This is a genomic window from Luteibacter aegosomaticola, from assembly GCF_023078475.1.
Lineage (GTDB): Bacteria > Pseudomonadota > Gammaproteobacteria > Xanthomonadales > Rhodanobacteraceae > Luteibacter > Luteibacter aegosomaticola.
Genome location: NZ_CP095741.1, coordinates 3,971,542 through 3,990,024, shown reverse-complemented (window position 1 = coordinate 3,990,024; position 18,483 = coordinate 3,971,542). Strand labels below are relative to the sequence as shown.

Sequence of the window (18,483 nt, the reverse complement as noted above, 5' to 3'; positions counted from 1 at the left end):
CTAAGCCCATGCACAGCCGCACCACCACCGCTCGTGATGTCGCCGAACTCGCCGGGGTATCGATCTCGGCGGTGTCGCGCACGTTCACGCCCGGGGCCAGCGTTTCGGGGAAGACGAAGGAAAAGGTCCTGGCCGCTGCCGAAGCGCTCGGCTACCGGCCCAACCAGCTGGCCCGCAGCCTGATGACCGGGCGTACGGCCTTGATCGGCCTGGTGTCCAACCACTTCGCGAACCCCACCTTCATGGAGGTGTTCGATCTGTTCACCCGGGAATTGCAGGCACGTGGGCTGCGGCCCCTGCTGGCGAACCTCGGTGAGGACGAGGACGGTAGCCAGGCGCTCGATATGATGCGCCAGTACAGCGTGGATGCCGTGCTGATCGCCACGTCGGCACCGCCCGCGGGTTTCGCCGCATCGTGCCGGGCGGCGGGCATGCCGGTCATCCACGTCTTCGGGCGGGCAGGGCGGGGTTCTCCGGTACCTGTGGCGACGGTGGATAACGTCGCTGGTGGGCGGATTGTCGGCGCAGCCATGCGCGAGCGCGGCTTGAAGAAGCTCGTGTTCCTCGGCGGCTCGCCGCACGATGCCTCGTCGATCGATCGTGCCAACGGCTTTGCGGAGGCGGCCGGCAAGGCACTCAAGCGCACCGTGTTCGCCGGCAACTACACCCACGACCACGGCCGCGACGCCATGCTCGCGCTGCTCGATGACGATGCCTTGATCGACGGCGTGTTCTGTGGCGATGACGTGCTGGCGCTCGGCGCCATCGATGCGTGCCGGGAGCGCGACGTCGATGTGCCAGGACAGGTGAGTATCGTCGGTTTCGACGACATGCCCCTCGCTGCGTGGTCCTCGTACTCACTAACCACGGTGCGCCAGCCCATTCGCGCGATGGTGCTCCACGCGATTGAACGCATCGCGGCCTGGGTGGAAGATGCGAACGCCGTCCCGCGCAGCAAGCTCTTCCCCTGCGAGCTCATCGAACGCTCAAGCCTTCGATAAAAGCGTAGGAGCCCACCCTGTGGGCGACGCCGTTCGCGAAAGAACCACTGGCCCTGCGGCCGCGTCGCAAAAGGATGTCGCCCACAGGGTAGGGTGGGCTCCTACGCTATGTCACAGACTTACCCAGCGGCGTTCGTGTGCGGATACCAGTGCCGCTTCCACCAGCCGATCCACTTCATAGCCGTCGCGGAATGTCGGCCATACCGCTTCACCGGTTTCCACTGCGCGCAGGAAATCCCGTATCTCGATCACGATCTGGTCGTTGTACCCGGTGCCATGGCCAAAGCCCATGTTGAACGCGAGATAGTCGGGGTGGGGCGGCCCCATCAGCAGCTTCTGGAAGCCACGGCGGGCCGGCTCGCGCGAAGCATCGTAAAGCCACAGCGCATTCTGGTCTTCCTGGTCGAAGTACAGCGCGCCCTTCGTACCGGTGATGCGATAGGTGTAGCCCATCTTTCGCCCGGCCGCGACGCGGCTGAAACTCAGGCTGCCGCTCGCGCCATTGGCGAAGCGCAGCAGCATCTGGCCCTGGTCGTCGTTCTCGATGGCCTCTGGGCCGTGCGGGCCTGGCCGCGTGGCATGGATGATCTGCGTATCGGCGATCAGGCCGCTGATCGGGCCTACAAGGTGAAGGCAGGCATTGAGGATGTGCGGGGCCACATCGGCCAGCGCACCTGCGGCCGTGCCGGTACTGATGCGTGTGCGCCACGAAGCGGGCAGGGCGGGATCGTGTAAATAATCTTCGACGTGCTCGGCCGTCACCTGAATCACATCACCGATTTCGCCGGAGGCGATGATCTGCTTCGCCAGCTGGCTCGCTGGCGTACGGATGTAATTGAACCCCACCATGTTGGCGAGGCCGGCCTGCTCGATCGCTTCGACCATGCGCAACGATTCGGCGGCATCGCAGCCCAACGGCTTTTCGCATAGCTCCGGCTTCTTTGCCGCGATGCAGGCGAGCACCATTTCAAGATGCGTACGGGGTGGCGTAGCGATGATCACCGCATCCACAGACGGGTCGGCGACCAGCGTGCGCCAGTCGCCCGTCGAACGTTTCCACCCCCATCGCGCGGCATGCTCCGCAGCACCCGCGTCAGTCGAAGTCGCGATCATCTCGCACACCGGCCGCAGCCCGGTTTCAAACACGGCACCGACGGACTGCAAAGCGATGGTATGCGCCTTCCCCATATACCCCGCACCGATCAACCCAACCCGAATCTCTTTCATCGACAGACCCTTTGTAGGAGCGCGCTTGCGCGCGATCCCCGGCTGGCGACCACGCTGACACCCCGATACTGCCGATGCTGCACTGCAGTTTGCAAGCGCTTGCAAAACGGCCTAGCTTAGGTCTCGCCAACGCCCTCATCGCCGCTGCGCGCGGCCGGAGACCCAGCCCATGAACGCCGTCCGCCAGCCCGCCGTCGTCCCACCCGTCTTCACCGAAGCCACCCTTGATACCGACGCCATCGTCCGCGAGTTGCTCGAGGGTACGGGCGCCGTAACGCTCCGAGGGCTGTTTACGAAGGAAGAAATCGCAGAGGCGCGCGAGATCGTCATGCGCGAATCCAACGGCGACGATCGTGGCGCCAAGGTCACCCACTTCCAGGGCGATGCGGAGAAAGCAGGGCGGATCAACCTGCAGCGCCGCGTTTGGAACCTGTTGGCGAAAGGCGACATCTTCTCGCGGATGGCGGCGCATCCCGCCGTCATGAAAGTGATGCGTGCGTTCCTCGGTACCGAATTCATCATGGGGTCGATCGCCGCGAACCGGATCCTTCCCGGTGGTCCGGGGCAGGAGCCGCACATCGATTACCCGTATTGGGATTACCACTCGCCCGAAACGCATCCGACGCGCATTAATTCGTCGTTCCCGTTGAATGGCCAGGTCACGATTATGCTGGACCCCTTCACCGAGGAGACGGGCGCTACCGCCTACGTGCCCGGCACCCAGCGCGAACTGCGTTACCCCGATGAAGATGATCGCTTCTTCGACCGCTGCGAGCGCATGCTCGGTGAAGCGGGCGATACCGTGGTGTTCTTCGGCGCGGTCTGGCATTGCGCGATGCCCAATCGCAGCACCATCGACCGCTCGGCGATCATCACCCAGTACCTGCCGAAGTTCATCAAGCCGATGGAAGACCTTCCGGCTGCCTTGCCCGAGGCCTTCGTGAAGAGCGCAAGCCCCGACATCAAACAGCTACTCGGCCTGAATTATCCCTACCCGGAAGTGCTGGACGCTGCACGCGGCGGCAACGCCGAAGGTCGCAAACGCTACTAACACCACCTGTAGGAGCGCGCTTGCGCGCGATGGGGTGCTCGCGGCAAGACCCATCGCGCGCAAGCGCGCTCCTACAAGACGGTGTTTGGTAGCTGGTAAAAGAGAGGCTTGTCGAATGGCGACCATGCGGCGGTGCGTACGCCGCTTGCGCTCAGGGCGTTACGGGTCCACTGGTTGCAGGTGATGAACAGGCTGTAGTGGCCGGTGCCTTCGTAGAAAGCATCGTCATCGCTATAGGCATGGCCCGGAATCCATCGGGCATGGCCGTGATCATCCACGGCGGTGCTCGCGCGGATGTAGGCAACGAGGCGCTGGTACGCCTCGCGGGTTAGCACGAGGCGCCGCGCCTGTGGACCTTCCATCGGAGGCGCGCCGTAGGCCACATGCATGGCTGTCCCGTCCAGGCCGCTCAGCGCATATACGGCCGTTGAGGCTTTCAGGTCGGACCATGTCGGCACGTTGAGTAAGAATGTGCGGTCCCCCCAACCCAGGTAAACCACATCCGTGGGACGAAGCGGCCGCGGCGAGCGGGCGTGTTCGAGGGGAAAGAGGGCGGTCCAGTCCATGGCGGCATCTTGGACCGGGAGCGCAAAGCCGGCATGCACGCCGTTCGTGGTGAGCCAGACCGTGACACCCTCGCCTCCGCTAGCTGGTTGCCACTGCCGGTTTACCGGCACGAGGCCAAACACGAAGGCAGCGACCAGATAGAGCACCGGCAGAGCCACGACGACCGTGACCACCCACAGTAGTGCGCGAATCGGTCGACGTAGGCGTGTCATCTGGCACGGGCGCTCTTCACGAAGTGGGTGATGTCTTCGATGACGGGAGCCTTGTCTTTGGAAGGGCCCAGCGCGAAGAGAATGCTCATATGGGTGATGCCGGGATAGATCTTCAGGGTGACGGACTCGCCCATCGCTTTGTAGTGGTTGGCCAGGGATTCGGCGTTGCTCGGACGTACGGTGGTGTCGGCGTCGCCCTGTAGCAATAGAGCCGGCGGCTCATCGCCGTCAACGAAATTGACGGGCTGCGACAGCGCCTGGGCCTGCGGCGTGTCACCGAAGATATGGATGAACTTGGGACGCGTGAGGGGCAGGAAGTCGTAGGGGCCAGCCAGGCCGATAAACCCAGCGAGATCGCGAGGTTTCAGGTCGACCCGTGCAAGCCAGCGTTTATCGGTAGCGAGCAGGGACGAAATGTGCGCGCCGGCCGAGTGACCCATGACGTACAGCCGCGATGGATCGCCGCCGTACTGGCTGGCATGCGCCTTGGCCCATTGGACGGCATGGGCCGCATCGTCCATGAACCCATCGAGCTTCGCGCGCGGCCAGGTGCGGTAATCAGGTATCACTACCACGATGCCTTGTGCGGCGAGTGATTCGCCCACCCAGCGGTACCACTGCCGCTTGCCGCTGCTCCAGCTGCCGCCGTAGAAGAACACGACGACAGGCGCGTTCTTCGCATCCTTGGGCGCGTAGACGTCCAGTGCCAACGAGGCATCGAAGGGAATGCCCGGGTGCGCTATCGCATCACCCGGAGGTTGGCGTGCATTCACCACGCCGAATAGCGCAGCCTGGCAGCCGGAAAGAAGGAGCACAACGGATAGGGCGAGCAGCAAGCGAATCATGGATGCAGCTTACCGATGAGGTGTGAAGGTGAGCGTAGCGCTTCGTGAGCTTCAGTCAATGCTGATGGTGTCGGGCTGCCAGGCGGGTGGCACGCGCTGAGCCAGTGGTCGGAAGCGACGCAAATAGCTCAACCGATCCCGCGCACTGGCGAGGCCGCGCAGATCAAAGTGCATGGTGGTTCCGTCGGGCCGGATGATCTCCAGGGCATCCCGTGACGCGATATGCGCGAGCAAGGCTTTGCGTGCGGCCGCCGTCGACGGTACGGCAGCGTGTTCGTCGCCGAGACAGGCGTGCACCAATCGCATGGGTTTGCCGCCGATACGATAAAGCTCTGGCCCTTGCGACAGGCACGGCAAAGCGGGGGCATTGAGCACGCCTAGTGCATCGGTTCCGTGGATGTCGTAAAGCAGCAGAGTCCCGCGGCCATCCACCGACCTGATGTGAGCCGTATCGCCCGACCGCTCCCATCGGGCTTCAGCGGGAACTGGGAGCTCTTTGTAATCGATCTCTGCGAAGATCGCGTCGATCTCCTTCCGCTTCTGTTCGGCTCTTTCCGACCTGTATTGCTCTGTGGTGAGGGGAGGGCGTTTAGGTGGCCATCCGCTCGGCGGGGAAGAGATGAAGGCCATGGCCGACGTGCTCGCCAGGCCAAGGAGTCCGAAACACAGCAGCCGATTCCGGTCCATCGGGTGTCCCTTTAGTGGCCAGGATGGCGACGGATGAAATCTACCGTATCTGCCAGTGCCGGCGCGCGGTGCGACATCGGTCCGAAGGTGAGCAGCAAGCCCTCGTGACCCACGCCAGGGTAGAGGTGCAGTTCGGCCGGTTCCCCGGCGTCCTCATAATGGGCCGCCATCGACACGGCTTCCGACGGATAGACCTCGGTGTCCTTCTCGCCCTGGAGCAGCAGGGCCGGCGGTTCATCCCCATCGACGAAATTGACGGGCTGCGATGCCGCCTGCTCGGTCGGGCTCGTGCCGAACATGCCGACGTAGTCGGCGTCGTCATCGATCGGGAGGAAGTCGTAGGTGCCAGCGACGCCGATCCAGCCAGCGAGGTCACGAGGTTTCATACCCACCTTCCCTAGCCACTGGTCGTCGGTCGCGAGCATCGCCGCCACATGGCCGCCGGAGGAGTGACCCATCAGGAACATGTCGTCCGGGGCACCGCCGTATTCACCCACGTGGTCATGTACCCAGCGCACGACGTTGGCCGCATCGGTCAGGAAACCCGCCATGCCGACAGCCGGCCACAGCCGGTAATCCGGGATGACCGCCACGATGCCGTCTTTCGCCAACGCCTCGCCCATCCAGCGGTTCCATTGCCGCTCGCCTTCCTGCCAGTCGCCGCCGAAGAAGTAGACGACCACCGGGGCATGTTCGGCATGGGGCGGGGCATACACATCCAGCGCGAGATGGTGTTCCGCGTCGTAGACCAGCCCCGGGTGCGCGACGACACCCTTGCCCGACTCGGTCGCATTGATGCCGGCGAAGAACGTGGCATGGCAGGCCGTGAGGCACAGCAGGGCGGTCGCGATGAGGAAGGGGCGCAGCATCCGCGCATTGTAGGCGGGGCAGGCCGGTAGAATGCGCCCATGACCGATATCCGCACGATCCTGCGCTCCGCTAGCCATGCCTTGGGCGACCGCCTCGAGGCCGAGCTGTTGCTGGCGCATACCCTGGGGGTTAACCGCGCTTGGTTCTTCGCCCATGCGGATGACGGCATGCCGGCTGGGGAGGAAGCGCGGTTCAATGCCTTCGTGGATCGCCGTGTGAAGGGCGAGCCCGTCGCCTACATTACCGGCCGTCGCGACTTCTGGTCGCTGCCTCTTGAGGTCACGCCGGCTACGTTGATTCCAAGGCCGGAAACCGAGCTGCTCGTCGAGCTGGCACTCGCGCGCCTGCCCGAAGGCGGCCGCCTGCTCGATCTCGGCACGGGTAGTGGCGCGATAGCTCTAGCGATCGCCAAGGAGCGCCCCGACGCAACGGTGCATGCGGTAGATGCCAGCGAAGCCGCACTCGCCGTTGCCCAGCGCAATGCACGCAACCTGGGTCTTCGGGTGGGATTCCAGCACAGCGATTGGTTTAGCGCCGTCGACGGCGAACGCTACGACATCGTCGTCAGTAATCCGCCTTACATCGAGGAAGCCGACGATCATCTGGTGAAGGGTGATCTCCGCTTCGAACCACGTTCCGCGTTGTCATCGGGTGCCGATGGTCTCGATGACATCCGCCGCATCATCGCCGGTGCACCGGCGCATCTCACCCACGATGGCTGGTTGCTTTTCGAGCACGGATACAACCAGGGCGCGGTTGCCCGCGCCCTGTTCGATGCATCGCTGTGGAAAGATTGCTTCACCGCGCGCGATCTCGAAGATCGTGACCGCGTGACGGGCGCGCAGTCCGCCCGACGCTAGCGGCGGGCATGTGACTCAGCGTGGTGCGAGGCGGGCATTTCCCCAGCGCGGGGGGCTTAACTACGCTGATGCGCGATCACATCGAAGGTTGTCCTGAGCTCGGTTCCGTCAAATCGTCGCTGATCCATGGGCGAATAGGGGTCGATCCGGGGCCCGGCGACGCTGGCAGGCGGTTCCATCCTGAAACTACGTGCACCGAGCGCGTTTGCGATGCCGGGAATGGATAGGCCGCCCACCGTTGTCGTCCCTACGTGTCTTTCGCCAGCCAGAACGAGGAACTTTCCGCGCGGAATCCAGCTGGACCGGTCATCTTTGATCGTCTCTACGGCGAGGTTGTTGAACGCATACATGCGGTTTTCAACAGACGCGCTTGCGCCATTGCCGCCCGGGTCGCTGGCGATAGCCGAGTCAACGGCATGGACTCGAATACCTTGTTTGTGGGCTGCCCTGATCACGTCGAGATACGATGCACCACTTCCTGTCTTCGAACCGAGCGCCAGAAGTTCGGGGCTTTCCGTGCCATGGCGATCCAGCGCGTCCAGGGCGGGACCATATTCCTCCCTGCGCAGTTCGAGGTAGAGATCGGTGACCCCTGACTTCTTGAACGTTTCCATCTGATCGACGAGGAAGTCGCGATTGATTGACGACGAATGGCGCTCGCCCACGACCAGCCCTGGGACGCCGTCGAGTAGTCCTTGTGCAAGTTGCTGATCGGACATCTCGTCCCAGAGTTTCGCCTGAGGGGGCTTTTCCGCCTCACCTGCGCGCCGTTGCAATCTTCGATACGAGTCATCCAGATGCGCTTCGCCGTCGCGCCTTATCTCACGTTGCAATGCTGCATCCATGTCTGCGGAAACCGGTGTGTGTGGCAGGCCGAGTTCGGCGAGCTTCTTCTGGCGGAGGAGGGCGCTGTTCGTTTCACTGGGGCCGTAGTATTTCGCCTGCCTGTCCCTGGGTTTGACAGGGTCGTATCGCTCATCGAGATCGGTCACGAACGCATCGCCACCACGGCGCAGCTTGATGGCAGGGCCGGCAGGTTGTCCCGAACGCTTGCTGACAAGACGAAGGCGACCATCGTCACCGTGGCCCACTTGCCACGCTCCGGGCCGATCGGCGAGCACGACCCATTGCTTGCCGTCCTTTTCGTAAACCCCCTTATTTTCTTCGGTGCCGAGCTCCGACTTCGCGCGGTTCACAAACCCGCCGCCGAAGCGCGAGCCTGGCGAGGTCGAGGTGCTGGCGTCGCTATGGTTCGTCGGCTTGGGCGGGATATCGATGCCCGCCAGGCCCGGCAGACCGCTGCCACCCGTCAGGAGATCCTGCTGGCTTGGGCGGCCCGAGGCGCCCATAGCTGCGCCCATTGTGACGAAGAAAACGGTGTCAGAAAGATCGTCGAAGCCACCGTCGACGCCTGGCGATCGTTTTACCCGCCCCTGATGGCCGGCTTGCCAGTCGTCTTCCACACGGATGTCGTTCGGATGGCTCGCGCTGTCGCCATCCGCAGTGATGCCCGCCCGACCGGCGTCGGGCAAGCGTCCCACCTGCTGCATGATGCGTCCTTTGTATGCTCCTGTTGCCAACATCGTAGGAACACAGCGGACGCGCCAGGTGGTACATGTTGCGCTTGCCAGGCGCCTTTTTTGCCTCGCCCGGAGGAGCGTTAGCCGGCGCTAGCCACCGCCGTCGCCACGTACTGCGGGAATCGCCCACGAATCGCCGCGCGAATCTGCGGCAGGTCCAATCCCGCCATCGTCAGCACTTCCTCGCGGCTGCCGTGCTCGAGATAAACATCGGGCAGGCCGAGGTGGAAGATGGGTACGGTCACGCCCTTCGAGGCGAGGAACTCAGCCACGCCAGCGCCAGCACCACCGGCGACCGCGTTGTCTTCGATCGTCACCAGCGCTTCGTGCGTACGTGCCATCTCGAGGATGAGCTCTTCATCGAGCGGTTTCACGAAACGCATGTTCACGAGCGTCGCATCGACCTCAGCCGCGATCACCGCGGCGGGCGCGAGCATCGTGCCGAACGAAAGGATGGCCAGGCCATGATGGCCGCGACGGCGCACTTCGCCCTTGCCGATCGGCAGGGTTTCCAGGCCTTCGGTGATCTTGGCGCCCGGGCCGGTACCACGCGGGTAACGAATGGCGGCGGGGCCGTGATAGGCGTAGCCCGTGCTCAGCATCATCCGGCATTCGTTTTCATCGGCCGGTGCCATCACCACCATGTTCGGCAGGATGCGCAGGAACGACATGTCGAAGCTGCCGCAATGCGTGGCGCCATCGGGGCCGACGACACCCGCGCGGTCGATCGCGTAAGTGACATCCAGGTTCTGCAGGGCCACGTCGTGGATGGCCTGGTCGTAGGCGCGCTGCAGGAACGTCGAGTAGATCGCGACCACCGGCTTCGCCCCTTCCACGGCCATGCCCGCGGCAAGCGTCACCGCGTGCTGCTCGGCAATCGCCACGTCGAAGTAGCGCTGCGGGTATTCCTTCGAGAAACGTACCAGGCCGGAGCCCTCGCGCATGGCGGGGGTGATGCCGAGCAGGCGCTCGTCGGCGGCGGCCTGGTCGCAGAGCCAGTCGCTGAAGATGTCGGTATAGGTCGGCTTGGCCGGCGCACCCTTCTTCACGAGACCGGCGACGGGGTCGAACGGACCCACGGCGTGGTACTCGATCTGTGCCTTTTCGGCAGGTTCGTAGCCCTTCCCCTTCGTTGTCATGACGTGGAGGAGCTGCGGACCCGGCAAATCCTTCACCGTTTCGAGGGCCTGGACGAGCTGGCCGATGTTATGGCCGTCGATCGGGCCGGTGTAGTGGAAGCCCAGCTCTTCGAACAGGGTGGACGGCACCAGCATGCCCTTGGCGTGCTCTTCCCAGCGCTTGAAGAAGCGGCCGAAGAAGGATTCGCGCGGCATGGCCTTCTTGGCGCGCTCGCGCCAGGCGTTGAGCGTGCGGCTGGACATGGCGCGGGCGGCCATCTTGGTCATGGCGCCCACGTTTTCGCTGATCGACATGCCGTTGTCGTTGAGGATCACCAGCATGTTCGGCTCGACGTCACCGCCGTGGTTCATGGCTTCGAAGGCCATGCCGGCAGTGAAGGCGCCATCGCCAATCACCGCGACGACCTTGCGGTTATCGCCACGGCGCTGCAGGGCGATCGCCATGCCCAGCGCGGCCGAGATCGAGGTGGAGGAGTGGCCGACGCCGAAGGTGTCGTACTCGCTCTCGTCGCGGCGGGGGAAGGGGGCCAGGCCGTCCTTCTTCTTGATCGTGGTGATCCGGTCCCGGCGGCCGGTGAGAATCTTGTGCGGGTAGCACTGGTGGCCCACGTCCCAGACGAGGCGATCCTTTGGGGTCTCGAACACGTGGTGCAGGGCCACGGTGAGCTCCAGCACGCCCAGCCCCGAGCTGAAATGGCCGCCCGACGAGGCGACGGCCTCGATCAGGTAGCGGCGCAGCTCATCGGCGATCGCCGGCAGTTCCTCGGCCGGGAAACGGCGGAGATCCTCCGGCGATTCGATCTGCGCCAGATAGGGGTAATGGGAAAGGTCGTTCATACCCGTATTGTTCGCCCTAGGCGGGGCTGGGGCAAGGGACGGGGTGTGAATCCTTGCGGGCAAAAGGCGGGCAGGGTTCAGCCGGGCCTGCGATCCCGCGGCAGGTGGCTCACCAGGAACTCCATCTGGTCGGCCAGGATGTTGCGGTTGGAGAGGATCAGGTGCTCGACCCAGCTGGGCCGGTATGGCACGGCCAGAAGCGGCATGTTGGCCTGCTGCGGGGTACGGTTGCTCTTGCGCAGGTTACAGGCCAGGCAGGCGCTGACCACGTTCTCCCACTCATCGGCGCCCCGTTTGGAGAGCGGCATCACGTGGTCGCGGGTGAGCTCGTGGCGGGTGTACTGGTGGCCGCAATACAGGCAGATATGCCGGTCGCGGGCGAACAGGGCGGTGTTGGTGAGGGCCGGCGCCGGGTCGATGGCGTGGTCGCGGCAGTGGCCGGTGCTGGCCACGATGGGGTGCAGTTCCAGGCTGCTGCGCAGGCCGGAGGCCCGGCTTATGCCGCCGCGGACGGTGACGCAGGGGTCGCCCAGGGTCCAGGCCACCACGCCGCGGACATAAAGGCAGACGGCGTCCTGCCAGCTGATCCAGTCAAGGATCCGCCCCGAGGCGTCGAGCGAAAGGACCCGTGTGGCGTGCAGTGCCGCCACCTTGGGGAGGTCCTCTTGGAGCACTTCCATCGTCATCTAGTCTCGTCCTTCACCTACGCGAAAGAGCGTTCCAGCAAGCCGAACTTCGTGCGGGCCAGGGTGCCGGCCCCGCCCCACAAGGGGCGTTGACCCGAGCATACCCCACAATTACGACAGAAAAGCATCGGCCCGGTACGCTTCTTGCGGGGCTTTTCCTGTCACTCGCCGCTGATATAGTGGGCGTTCGATTCGAGCCCGCGGGGTTTGGAAGGGGGGCCGGGGTGGCTTCCCAGGCCAGGCGGGTCCTAGAGGGAATGAAAGTGGCAGAAGTGCTTTTCTACGAGCGTCCGGTTGCACTCAACCGCACCGCCCACCGCGACCTTCGCCTGAAGGCCGTGAACAACATCCATTTCGCCGCCAAGGCACACTCCGTGCCGCTTACCGGCGTGGAGTTCGCCCCGGCCGCGCGCGATTTCCCGATCCTCTTCGCTGGCAACACCATCGAAGACGCGGGCCCGATGGCGCTGCTCGGCCTGCGCCAGGGCGAAAACCTGCTGATCGGCGAGAACGGCTTCTGGGAGCAGGGCATCTATATCCCGGCTTTCGTCCGCCGCTACCCGTTCGTGCTGGCTGAGAAGCCGGCCGGCACCGAGGGTGACGATTTCACCGTGTTCCTCGACGAAGCCTACGAAGGCTTCAACGAGACCGAAGGCGAGCGCCTCTTCAACGAAGACGGCACCGATGCCCCGGCCCTCACCAATGCCGTGAACTTCCTGGGCGAGTTCCAGGACCACGTGGCCCGTACCCAGTGGTTCATGGGCAAGCTGCGCGAGCACGACCTGCTCGAGCCGCGCACCATCACCCTGCAAAAGGAAGGCCGTGGCATCAACCTCAACGGCCTCTTCGTGATCAACGAAGAAAAGCTGCGCAAGCTGGACGAGAAGGTCGCCGGTGAGTTCCTGCGCGAAGGCGCGTTCGGCTGGATCTACGCACACCTGGTGTCGCTGGCGAACATCGACCGCATGGCCGCTCGCCTCGACAAGCGCGAAACCGTGGAAGATGGTGCGAAGGCCAACGCCTGATCCCATCGCGTTCTACGCTGCGAACTAAAAAGGGCCGCCCACCGGGCGGCCCTTTTTTATGGCTCCTACAGGGGCGCTCAGCGGACGGGGCGCGCCATGCGTACCAGGTCGGTATCGAAGCCGTGCTTCACGTAGAGATCGCGTGCGCGCTCGTTGCCGGGAAACACCGCGAGGGTCACGAACTGGCAGTGGTGTTCCTTCGCCCAGGCATAAGCGTGGTCGAGCAGTACCTTGCCGACACCGGACCCTTCGTACTTCTCATGCACCGCGATGTCCGAGATGTGGCAGTTATCCCGGTGGGTGAAGAAATCCTTGGTCTTCTGCAGATGGATGAAACCCACCGTATCGCCGTCATCGTTCTCGGCGACAAAGATGTAGCTGTTGGAGGGTTGCTCATCCAGATGACGGACCAGATCGGCCTCGATGCCTTTCAGGCAATCGGTCTTGGTGCGGCCGTTGGGCAGCGGGAAGTGGATGAACCGGTGGACCAGGCCAAGAATGAAATCATCGTCGTCGCTCTCTGCGAGACGAATCAGGAACGCTGGGTCGCTCATCGTTTCGGGAACCGTGGTTGGCTTGGGAGGTCCGGGCCAGACCACTTCTACACCTGAACGCGGGCCGGGAAAAGTCCCCAGGCCGCTGTGGTAGGAGCGCGCTTGCGCGCGATGGGTGCTCGAGGCAGACCCGATCGCGCGCAAGCGCGCTCCTACAGCGCGACCCGCAGCCGTTACAGCACCTCGGGCAGCGTGGCCACGCCGGCGTCGATCGCGGCCTTGTGCAGGTGGATGCGCGGCAGGATGCGGGCGAAGTAGAAATTCGCCGTATCGCGCTTGGCCTGCTTGCCCTCGGCATTGAGCAGGGCGCTGCCCTCGGCGGCCAGCACGCTGCGGGCCAGGAAGTAAGCCAGGGTGATGTAGCCGGAGTAGTACAGGTAATCCACGGCGGCCGCGCCCAGCTCCTCGGGGTTGGCCTGGGCCTTGCCCGCGATATCCAGGGTCAGGTCGCCCCATGCCTTGGCGGCCGTGGCGAGCGGAGCGATGTACGCCTTGACGGCATCGTTCGCCGCGTTGGCGTGGCAGAACGCCGAGATCTCGCCGAGGAAATGCTTCAGGCCCGCGCCCTGTAGCTGCACGATCTTGCGTCCGAGCAAATCCAGCGCCTGGATCTGGGTGGTGCCTTCGTACAACGTGATGATGCGGGCGTCGCGGACAAACTGCTCCATGCCGTGCTCGGCGATGAAGCCGTGGCCGCCGAAGATCTGCAGGGCTTCCTTGGTGCACTCCTGCGCCGCTTCGGTGAGCAGGCCTTTCGTGATCGGGATCAGGAATGACAGCAACTCACCCGCCTGCTTGCGCGTGGCTTCATCGGGATCGCGCGCTTCGATATCGCTCTGCAGCGCCGCGTACGCGGCGAGCACACGGCCGCCTTCGACGAACGCGCGCTGGGTGAGCAGCATGCGCCGCACATCGGGATGCACGGTGAGCGGATCGGCCGGCTTTTCCGGGAGCTTCGGGCCGGAGAGCGCGCGCATCTGCAGGCGTTCGCGGGCGTAGTTCAGGCTGTTCTGCAGGGCGCGCTCGGAGACGGCCAGGCCCTGGATGCCGACGGCGAGGCGCGCCGCGTTCATCATGGTGAACATCGCCATGAGGCCCTTATGGGCGGGGCCGATCAGCCAACCCTGCGCACCATCGAAGTTCATCACGCACGTGGCGGAACCCTTGATACCCATCTTGTGCTCGATGGCACCGGCGGCCGCCTGGTTACGCTCGCCGAGCGAGCCGTCGGTGTTCACCTTGAACTTCGGCACCACCAGCATCGAGATGCCGCGGCTGCCGGCCGGCGCGTCGGGCAGGCGGGCGAGCACAAGGTGGATGATGTTCTCGGCGAAATCGTGCTCACCCGCGCTGATGAAGATCTTGGTGCCGGTGACGCTATAGCTGCCATCGGCGTTGGGTTCGGCGCGCGTCTTCAGCAGGCCCAGGTCGGAGCCGGCCTGCGGCTCGGTCAGGCACATGGTGCCGGTCCAGCGGCCTTCCACCAGCGGCTTCAGGAAGGTCTCCTGCTGCCACGCATCGCCGTGGTGTTCGAGCGCATCGGTAGCGCCGTGCGAGAGCAGCGGGTAGATGCCCCAGGCCAGGTTGGCCGAGTCGATCATTTCCTTGGTGAGTGCGCCAAGCACGGCTGGCAGCGCCTGGCCGCCCCATTTTTCATCCGCGGTAAGGCCGGCCCAGCCGCCCTCGGCGTACTGTTTGTAGGCTTCCTTGAAGCCCTTCGGCGTCGTGACCGTCGCGGTGGCCTTGTCGTAGTGGCAGCCTTCGGCATCGCCCGAGGCGTTCAGCGGGGCCAGCACCTGTTCGTTGAAACGGGCGGCCTCATCCAGCACGGCATCGAACAGCTCGCGGTTGTGCGCTTCGCCGCCCTGCAGGCGGGCGAGGACCGCTTCGGCGCCGAGCACGTCGTAGAGCGCGAAGCGCATGTCATTGAGCGGAGCTTTGTAGATCGTCATGGGGATCCTGGCGGAAGTGAGCTAGGGATAGGGTCAGGGCGAGCGGTAGGTATCGGGGATGCCGGGCACCGGCGATAGCCAGCTCTTGCCGTGCACAGCAAAGGTGCGAGGCTTGTCTTCTTTTTCAGGCGTGGCGGTGACGCTGCCCTCGATGGTGTAGGGCAGGGCGCCGGAGCTGCCTTTGGCGGCGAGCTCGGCCAGTGCCTTCGCCATCTCGGGCGTGGGCAGGATGTCGACGCGGGTGACGTCGGCAGCGAACGAGGGAATATCCTGGTCGAGCTTCGCATCAAGCAGCACGCCGCCGAGCTGGCCGACCTGCAGGGTGCCCTGGAAGCGATCGAACGACATGCCGCCGTAACTGTTGTTGCGCACGCGCAGGGTCAGGTGCCAGGGGCTACCCGGTTTCGCGGCGACCTCCTGCAGTGTGACCGCTGGCGGAAACACGCTCTTTTTCTCCGGGCCGCAACCGGCGAGGAGGGCAAGGCTGGCGAGTGCGGCCATGCGGAGGAACGGAAAGCGTCGCATCAAGGTCATTCCCTGGGTTTCGGGCGTCGAACACTTGTTCGATGGTAGCGCCCGGCGGCCTGCATGCGCGAGACGGCGTTTCAAACGCGGTTCACAAGGGAGGCCCGAGCAGGCATCATCCTGCTTTGCCTTCCATGACGATTATTTACCCATGACACGACGCATTGTCGCGCGCCGCTCCCCCATCCACGGCAACGGCGTTTTCGCCGTGGCCCCCATCAAGGCTGGCGAGGACGTCGTCGAGTACAAGGGCGATCGCATTACCCACGCCCAGGCCGACAAGAAGTACGGCGATGGCGGCGAAACCGGCCACACGTTCCTGTTCACGCTCAATGACACCTGGATCGTCGATGGCAACAGCCACGGCAACACTGCGCGCTGGATCAACTACGGCTGCGATCCGAACTGCCAGGCGGTCATCGTCGAAGACGAGCCGGGCAAGGATTCGAAGAAAGACAAGGTGATGATCGAGGCTATCCGCGATATCGCCCCAGGCGAAGAGCTCACGTACGACTACGGCATCACGCTCGACATGCCGCACACCGCGCGCCTGAAGAAGATCTGGGCCTGCCGCTGCGGCTCGCCCAAGTGCACCGGCACGATGCTGAAGCCCAAGCGCAAAGCCGCCTGATCGTTAATCCGTAGGAGCCCACCCTGTGGGCGACATCTTTCGCGAAAGAGCCACAGGCCCTGTGGCGGCTGGACGAAAGGCGTCGCCCACAGGGTGGGCTCCTACGATAGAGCGCTGTCAGTCTTCCTCAGCCTTGGGTTTCCACATCTCCACGAGCTTCCGCTGCACCCCCGGTGGCACCGTGTCGTAATGGCTGAAATCCATCGCGTAACGGCCCTGGCCACCGGTCATGGCCTTCAGCTGGGTCGGGAAATCCGCCAGTTCGGCCAGGGGAACACGGGCCTTGATCAGCGTCTCACCGCCACGCAATGAATCGGTGCCCATGATCTGCGCACGCCGCGAGGCCAGCCCGCCGGTCACATCGCCCACCGAGGGATCGGGAATCGACACCTCCAGATCCACCACGGGCTCCAGCACGACGGGCCGCGCCCTCGAAACCGCATCGAGGAACGCCTTCCGCCCGGCGCTGATGAAGGCCACTTCCTTCGAATCGACCGGATGGTGCTTGCCGTCGTACACCGACACGCGCACGTCCTGCATGGGGTAGCCCGCCACGGCGCCCGCATCCATGGCCTGGCGAATGCCTTTTTCGATGGCCGGCATGAACTGGTTCGGGATAACGCCGCCCTTGGTCTCATCCGCGAACACAAAGCCCGCGCCGCGCTCCAGCGGTTCCACGCGCAGGAACACCTCGCCAAACTGGCCCGCGCCGCCGGTCTGCTTCTTGTGGCGGTGGTGGCCCTCGGCGTGGCCACCGATGGTCTCGCGGTAGGCGATACGTGGTGGATGGGTAACGACATCCACGTCATAGCGCGACTTCATCCGCTCTAGCATCAGTTTCAGGTGCAGGTCGGAAAGGCCGCGGATCACGGTCTGGTTCACTTCGGCGTGGTGTTCGACGACGAAGCACGGATCCTCCTCGGCCAGCCGTGCCAATGCCTGGGCCAGCTTCTGCTCCTGCCCCTTATGCGCGGGCTCGACGGCCAGGCCAAACATCGGCGAGGGATAAGGGCACGCTTGCAGGTGGATACGGTTTTCGTCGGCGGCATCGTGCAGCACGGCATCGAAATGGATGTCATCCACTTTCGCGACCGCCACGATATCGCCCGGCAAGGCTTCATCCACTTCCACGTGGTCCTTGCCTTTCAAGCGGAAAAGGTGGGCTACCTTGAACGGTTTGCGGCCATCATCGACCAGTAGCTGCGAATCCTTCCGCACCGTGCCTTGCCACACGCGAAACACGCCCAGCTTGCCGACGAACGGATCATTGACGATCTTGAACACGTCAGCCACGACATGCTTGCCGGCATCGGCGTTCACATCGAAGCGGATGCCCTTGTCGTCGTGGAACGGCGGTGGGTTGGTTTCGCTGGGGCAGGGGAGTATCCGCTCAACCAGTTCGAGCAGCTCCGTGACACCCACGCCATCACGTGCGCTGGTGAAGACGATCGGCACCAGGTGCCCATCGCGCAAGCAGTGCTCAAGCGCATCATGCAGTTCCGTGGCGGATAGCGCGTGTTCGCCGCCGTCGAGGTAGTGCTCCATCACGTCATCATCGATCTCTACCACCTGATCGATCAGCTGCTGGTGCGCTTCGCCGCACGAGGAGAAATCCGTCTCGCCCTTGTCCTGGAAAAAGGCATCCCGTACAGCGTGACCGTGCGCGGCGGGCAGGTTCACAGGCAGGCACTCCGTGCCGAATTCCGTGCGGATTTCGTCGACCAGCAGCGGCAGGTCCACGCCTTCGGCGTCGATGCGGTTCACGATGATGAGGCGGGCAAGGCCGCGCTCCTTCGCGTGCGCCATCATGCTGCGCGTGCCGTGTTCGATGCCGTTTGCTGCGTTCACCACGATGGCGACGGTATCGGTGGCCGAAAGCGCAGCCAGTGCGGGTCCGCGGAAATCCGCGTAGCCCGGGGTATCGACGAGGTGTATGCGAAAGCCATTGCGCTCGATCGAGGCGATCGAGGCGTCGATCGAGTGACCCCTGGCGCGTTCCATGGGGTCGTTATCTGAGACGGTACTGCCTCGTTCCACGCTGCCCATGCTGTTGAGCACGCCGCCGGCGTGGAGCATGGCTTCGAACAAGGTGGTCTTGCCGGCCCCGGCGTGGCCGGCGAGTGACAGACTGCGGATGCGTTCCGTGGATGGCGACACGATGCGACCCTCCGTAAGGATGGCGGTCCCCTGTCCTTCCAAGCCTTCTCCGATCGGAGGGAGGAATCAAGAGGGGA

Annotated in this window: 17 protein-coding genes; 5 read left to right on the top strand and 12 right to left on the bottom strand. The window is 64.3% G+C overall.

Going from position 1 to position 18,483, the window contains the following annotated elements:
• Positions 1-8 precede the first annotated feature (8 nt).
• The gene (locus L2Y96_RS17815; RefSeq protein WP_247328881.1) at positions 9-1,001 is read left to right on the top strand and encodes a LacI family DNA-binding transcriptional regulator; all 993 of its coding nucleotides are present in this window, start codon (positions 9-11) and stop codon (positions 999-1,001) included.
• A 111-nt stretch (positions 1,002-1,112) separates the two neighbouring features.
• On the opposite strand, the gene L2Y96_RS17810 is transcribed toward L2Y96_RS17815, so the two are convergent.
• A complete protein-coding gene (locus tag L2Y96_RS17810) occupies positions 1,113-2,228 on the bottom strand; it encodes a Gfo/Idh/MocA family protein (protein WP_247328878.1) in 1,116 nt (371 codons plus the stop codon).
• Between the two features lie 169 nt (positions 2,229-2,397).
• On the opposite strand from L2Y96_RS17810, the gene L2Y96_RS17805 reads away from it, so the two are divergent.
• Positions 2,398-3,279, top strand: a complete 882-nt coding sequence (locus tag L2Y96_RS17805) for a phytanoyl-CoA dioxygenase family protein (RefSeq protein ID WP_247328875.1) — start codon at positions 2,398-2,400, stop codon at positions 3,277-3,279.
• Between the two features lie 71 nt (positions 3,280-3,350).
• On the opposite strand, the gene L2Y96_RS17800 is transcribed toward L2Y96_RS17805, so the two are convergent.
• The 4 genes from L2Y96_RS17800 to L2Y96_RS17785 are packed head-to-tail and all read right to left on the bottom strand — an operon-like array spanning position 3,351 to position 6,459.
• Entirely contained in the window at positions 3,351-4,058 is a 708-nt protein-coding gene (locus L2Y96_RS17800) for a TIGR02117 family protein (protein WP_247328872.1), read from the bottom strand.
• The gene (locus tag L2Y96_RS17795) at positions 4,055-4,903 is read right to left on the bottom strand and encodes an alpha/beta hydrolase (protein WP_247328870.1); all 849 of its coding nucleotides are present in this window, start codon (positions 4,901-4,903) and stop codon (positions 4,055-4,057) included. Before L2Y96_RS17795 ends, L2Y96_RS17800 begins: the two co-directional genes overlap by 4 nt.
• Positions 4,904-4,954: 51 nt before the next feature.
• Positions 4,955-5,590 (bottom strand): hypothetical protein, encoded by a 636-nt coding sequence (locus tag L2Y96_RS17790; protein WP_247328867.1) that lies wholly within the window; start codon positions 5,588-5,590, stop codon positions 4,955-4,957.
• 11 nt (positions 5,591-5,601) lie between these two features.
• The gene (locus L2Y96_RS17785) at positions 5,602-6,459 is read right to left on the bottom strand and encodes an alpha/beta hydrolase (RefSeq protein ID WP_247328864.1); all 858 of its coding nucleotides are present in this window, start codon (positions 6,457-6,459) and stop codon (positions 5,602-5,604) included.
• Between the two features lie 39 nt (positions 6,460-6,498).
• Between L2Y96_RS17785 and prmC the strand changes: the two genes are divergently transcribed.
• On the top strand, positions 6,499-7,320 hold the full coding sequence (prmC, locus tag L2Y96_RS17780) for a peptide chain release factor N(5)-glutamine methyltransferase (RefSeq protein ID WP_247328861.1): 822 nt from the start codon (positions 6,499-6,501) through the stop codon (positions 7,318-7,320).
• A 56-nt stretch (positions 7,321-7,376) separates the two neighbouring features.
• Here prmC and L2Y96_RS17775 read toward each other — a convergent pair whose 3' ends face one another.
• The 3 genes from L2Y96_RS17775 to L2Y96_RS17765 all read right to left on the bottom strand — a co-directional run bounded on the left by L2Y96_RS17775 (position 7,377) and on the right by L2Y96_RS17765 (position 11,556).
• On the bottom strand, positions 7,377-8,870 hold the full coding sequence (locus tag L2Y96_RS17775; protein WP_247328859.1) for a membrane-targeted effector domain-containing toxin: 1,494 nt from the start codon (positions 8,868-8,870) through the stop codon (positions 7,377-7,379).
• 110 nt (positions 8,871-8,980) lie between these two features.
• Complete coding sequence (dxs, locus tag L2Y96_RS17770; RefSeq protein WP_247328857.1) at positions 8,981-10,876, bottom strand: 1-deoxy-D-xylulose-5-phosphate synthase; 1,896 nt, start codon at positions 10,874-10,876, stop codon at positions 8,981-8,983.
• Positions 10,877-10,953: 77 nt separating this feature from the next.
• Positions 10,954-11,556, bottom strand: a complete 603-nt coding sequence (locus L2Y96_RS17765) for an HNH endonuclease (protein WP_247328855.1) — start codon at positions 11,554-11,556, stop codon at positions 10,954-10,956.
• Positions 11,557-11,825: 269 nt separating this feature from the next.
• Here L2Y96_RS17765 and L2Y96_RS17760 point away from each other — a divergent pair, with 269 nt between their 5' ends.
• Complete coding sequence (locus tag L2Y96_RS17760; protein WP_247328853.1) at positions 11,826-12,587, top strand: SapC family protein; 762 nt, start codon at positions 11,826-11,828, stop codon at positions 12,585-12,587.
• Between the two features lie 77 nt (positions 12,588-12,664).
• Here L2Y96_RS17760 and L2Y96_RS17755 read toward each other — a convergent pair whose 3' ends face one another.
• From L2Y96_RS17755 to L2Y96_RS17745, 3 genes are all read right to left on the bottom strand, one after another.
• Positions 12,665-13,141, bottom strand: coding sequence for a GNAT family N-acetyltransferase (locus tag L2Y96_RS17755; protein ID WP_247328851.1), 477 nt, complete (start codon positions 13,139-13,141; stop codon positions 12,665-12,667).
• Positions 13,142-13,314: 173 nt separating this feature from the next.
• Positions 13,315-15,093, bottom strand: coding sequence for an acyl-CoA dehydrogenase C-terminal domain-containing protein (locus tag L2Y96_RS17750; RefSeq protein ID WP_247328850.1), 1,779 nt, complete (start codon positions 15,091-15,093; stop codon positions 13,315-13,317).
• A 33-nt stretch (positions 15,094-15,126) separates the two neighbouring features.
• Positions 15,127-15,618 (bottom strand): hypothetical protein, encoded by a 492-nt coding sequence (locus tag L2Y96_RS17745; protein ID WP_247328848.1) that lies wholly within the window; start codon positions 15,616-15,618, stop codon positions 15,127-15,129.
• A 151-nt stretch (positions 15,619-15,769) separates the two neighbouring features.
• Here L2Y96_RS17745 and L2Y96_RS17740 point away from each other — a divergent pair, with 151 nt between their 5' ends.
• Complete coding sequence (locus L2Y96_RS17740) at positions 15,770-16,249, top strand: SET domain-containing protein (RefSeq protein ID WP_247328846.1); 480 nt, start codon at positions 15,770-15,772, stop codon at positions 16,247-16,249.
• 117 nt (positions 16,250-16,366) lie between these two features.
• Here the strand turns inward: L2Y96_RS17740 and fusA are convergent, their stop codons facing one another.
• Entirely contained in the window at positions 16,367-18,406 is a 2,040-nt protein-coding gene (gene fusA, locus L2Y96_RS17735) for an elongation factor G (RefSeq protein ID WP_247328844.1), read from the bottom strand.
• Between the last annotated feature and the right edge of the window lie 77 nt (positions 18,407-18,483).

What these genes read in the sequence shown, in the direction of transcription:
- L2Y96_RS17815 (WP_247328881.1), top strand. Translation starts at nt 9, where the DNA reads ATGCACAGCCGCACCACCACCGCTCGTGATGTCGCCGAACTCGCCGGG.
- L2Y96_RS17810 (WP_247328878.1), bottom strand. Translation starts at nt 2,228, where the DNA reads ATGAAAGAGATTCGGGTTGGGTTGATCGGTGCGGGGTATATGGGGAAG.
- L2Y96_RS17805 (WP_247328875.1), top strand. Translation starts at nt 2,398, where the DNA reads ATGAACGCCGTCCGCCAGCCCGCCGTCGTCCCACCCGTCTTCACCGAA.
- L2Y96_RS17800 (WP_247328872.1), bottom strand. Translation starts at nt 4,058, where the DNA reads ATGACACGCCTACGTCGACCGATTCGCGCACTACTGTGGGTGGTCACG.
- L2Y96_RS17795 (WP_247328870.1), bottom strand. Translation starts at nt 4,903, where the DNA reads ATGATTCGCTTGCTGCTCGCCCTATCCGTTGTGCTCCTTCTTTCCGGC.
- L2Y96_RS17790 (WP_247328867.1), bottom strand. Translation starts at nt 5,590, where the DNA reads ATGGACCGGAATCGGCTGCTGTGTTTCGGACTCCTTGGCCTGGCGAGC.
- L2Y96_RS17785 (WP_247328864.1), bottom strand. Translation starts at nt 6,459, where the DNA reads ATGCTGCGCCCCTTCCTCATCGCGACCGCCCTGCTGTGCCTCACGGCC.
- prmC (WP_247328861.1), top strand. Translation starts at nt 6,499, where the DNA reads ATGACCGATATCCGCACGATCCTGCGCTCCGCTAGCCATGCCTTGGGC.
- L2Y96_RS17775 (WP_247328859.1), bottom strand. Translation starts at nt 8,870, where the DNA reads ATGCAGCAGGTGGGACGCTTGCCCGACGCCGGTCGGGCGGGCATCACT.
- dxs (WP_247328857.1), bottom strand. Translation starts at nt 10,876, where the DNA reads ATGAACGACCTTTCCCATTACCCCTATCTGGCGCAGATCGAATCGCCG.
- L2Y96_RS17765 (WP_247328855.1), bottom strand. Translation starts at nt 11,556, where the DNA reads ATGGAAGTGCTCCAAGAGGACCTCCCCAAGGTGGCGGCACTGCACGCC.
- L2Y96_RS17755 (WP_247328851.1), bottom strand. Translation starts at nt 13,141, where the DNA reads ATGAGCGACCCAGCGTTCCTGATTCGTCTCGCAGAGAGCGACGACGAT.
- L2Y96_RS17750 (WP_247328850.1), bottom strand. Translation starts at nt 15,093, where the DNA reads ATGACGATCTACAAAGCTCCGCTCAATGACATGCGCTTCGCGCTCTAC.
- L2Y96_RS17745 (WP_247328848.1), bottom strand. Translation starts at nt 15,618, where the DNA reads ATGCGACGCTTTCCGTTCCTCCGCATGGCCGCACTCGCCAGCCTTGCC.
- L2Y96_RS17740 (WP_247328846.1), top strand. Translation starts at nt 15,770, where the DNA reads ATGACACGACGCATTGTCGCGCGCCGCTCCCCCATCCACGGCAACGGC.